This window comes from Cellulophaga sp. BC115SP (genome assembly GCF_009905545.1).
GTDB classification, from domain to species: Bacteria; Bacteroidota; Bacteroidia; order Cytophagales; family Spirosomataceae; genus Flectobacillus; species Flectobacillus rivi.
This window is the reverse complement of the sequence record NZ_JAAALB010000114.1, coordinates 1-2,354: the sequence shown is the minus strand read 5'-3', so window position 1 is coordinate 2,354 and position 2,354 is coordinate 1. Positions and strand designations below refer to the sequence as shown.

Sequence of the window (2,354 nt, the reverse complement as noted above, 5' to 3'; positions counted from 1 at the left end):
CTAACATCCCCTCTTAACCTTCCAGCACCGGGCAGGTGTCAGGCCTTATACGTCAACTTTCGTTTTTGCAAAGCCATGTGTTTTTGTTAAACAGTCGCCTGGACCAATTCTCTGCGGCCTCTCATCGCTGAGTAGGCTCCCTTTATCCCGAAGTTACAGGGTTAATTTGCCGAGTTCCTTAGCCGTGATTCACTCGAGCGCCTTAGAATATTCTTCCCAGTCACCTGTGTCGGTTTACGGTACGGGTTACTATTAAGTTATGATTCACAACTTTTCTTGGAAGTTTCTTCGCTGACTCGCATCTGCCTTGCGGCTTCCACTCAGAGGCACTATTCCGTCAGTACCTGCCAACCACGAATCTCCGTCATCGTGTTTCCCTAATAGTAAGTTCAGGAATATTAACCTGATGTGCATTAGATTGTCGCTCTCGCTAGACCCTTAGCCCCCGACTAACCCTCAGTTGATTAGCATAGCTGAGGAATCCTTGACTTTTCGGCGTGGGGGTTTCTCGCCCCCATTATCGTTACTTATCCCTACATTTGCTTTTCTGATCACTCCAGCAAACCTTGTCGATTCACCTTCACCGCTATCAGAATGCTCCCCTACCAGTATATATTTCTATATAATCCAAAGCTTCGGTACTATACTTGATGCCCGTTTATTATCGATGCCCGCCTCGCTCGACCAGTGAGCTGTTACGCACTCTTTAAATGAATAGCTGCTTCCAAGCTAACATCCTGGCTGTCTCTGCAATCAGACCTCCTTTGTTCAACTTAGTATAGATTTTGGGACCTTAACTGTTGGTCTGGGTTCTTTCCCTCTCGGACCGTGACCTTAGCACCCCGGCCCTCACTGCCGTGTATATTTCATGCCATTCAGAGTTCATCAGGATTTGGTAGGATTTGACTCCCCCTAGTCCTATTGGTAGCTTTACCTGCATGAAACTCAACCACGACGCTGTTCCTAAAAACATTTCGGGGAGTACGAGCTATTTCCCAGTTTGATTAGCCTTTCACCCCTACCCACAGCTCATCGAAATACTTTTCAACGTAAACTCGTTCGGTCCTCCAGTGTGTGTTACCACACCTTCAACCTGGCCATGGGTAGATCACAAGGTTTCGCGTCTACTCCCCCTGACTAAACGCCCTGTTCAGACTCGCTTTCGCTCCGACTCCAGATCTTAAATCCTTAATCTTGCCAGGAAGAGTAACTCGTAGGGTCATTATGCAAAAGGCACGCCGTCACAGCATCACGCTGCTCCGACCGCTTGTAAGTGTATGGTTTCAGGGTCTTTTCACCCCCCTATTCGGGGTACTTTTCACCTTTCCTTCACAGTACTCGTTCACTATCGGTCTCTTGTTAGTATTTAGCCTTACCGGATGGTGCCGGCTGATTCAAAGGGAGTTTCACCAGCTCCCCCCTACTCAGGATTCGTCTACGTCCAGATTATGTACTCTTACAGGGCTATCACCTTCTACGGCTGAGCTTCCCAACTCATTCAAATTAAAATCTTTTCTAAAAAAACGTCCTACAACCCCGTCATTGCCGTAACAACAACGGTTTGGGCTAATCCGCGTTCGCTCGCCACTACTTACGGAATCACTTTTGTTTTCTCTTCCTCCGGGTACTTAGATGTTTCAGTTCTCCGGGTTTGCCCCACATTGTGGTAATGGTTCTTCAAACCATTGGGTTGCCCCATTCGGAAATCTACGGATTAATTCTTTTGTGCAAATCCCCGTAGCTTATCGCAGCTTAACACGTCCTTCTTCGCCTTCAAGAGCCTAGGCATCCCCCATACACCCTTAATTCACTTATGCTCTGTCGCTAAATTTCTTTAACTCTTACTCGTTTCTCTATCTTTCACAATATGTCAAGGAACTTTATACTTTCATTTAATCAATAATTAAATCAATCAAACTTCAGCAGTGCGCAAATACTCGTTCGTAATTGCATCTTTTACTATTATAATACTTCTTCGAATTGTGGAGAATAACGGATTCGAACCGTTGACCCCCTGCGTGCAAGGCAGGTGCTCTAGCCAGCTGAGCTAATCCCCCAATTACCTTCACCCTGTGGGCCTGCGTGGACTCGAACCACGGACCTCTACATTATCAGTGTAGCGCTCTAACCACCTGAGCTACAAGCCCGCTTTACCTCTCAGTTCCACACTTCACTCTCGCAAGTGAATCTCCTTTTTAATACTCTTATGTCATACTCTCTTCCGAGCAAAACACTTTGAAATTTGGTAAGAAAAGTTTCCAATACGCACTCTCCAGAAAGGAGGTGTTCCAGCCACACCTTCCGGTACGGCTACCTTGTTACGACTTAGCCCCAATTACCTGTTCTACCCTAAT

At 46.5% G+C, this 2,354-nt stretch carries 2 tRNA genes and 2 rRNA genes; all 4 read right to left on the bottom strand.

The window, feature by feature from the left end:
* Window positions 1–1,817 (bottom strand): 23S ribosomal RNA (locus tag GVN22_RS26990); the annotation flags it as partial.
* Window positions 1,818–1,983: 166 nt separating this feature from the next.
* Window positions 1,984–2,057 (bottom strand) — tRNA-Ala (locus GVN22_RS26985).
* A 16-nt stretch (window positions 2,058–2,073) separates the two neighbouring features.
* Window positions 2,074–2,147 (bottom strand) — tRNA-Ile (locus GVN22_RS26980).
* 129 nt (window positions 2,148–2,276) lie between these two features.
* A 16S ribosomal RNA gene (locus tag GVN22_RS27795) occupies window positions 2,277–2,354 on the bottom strand; the annotation flags it as partial.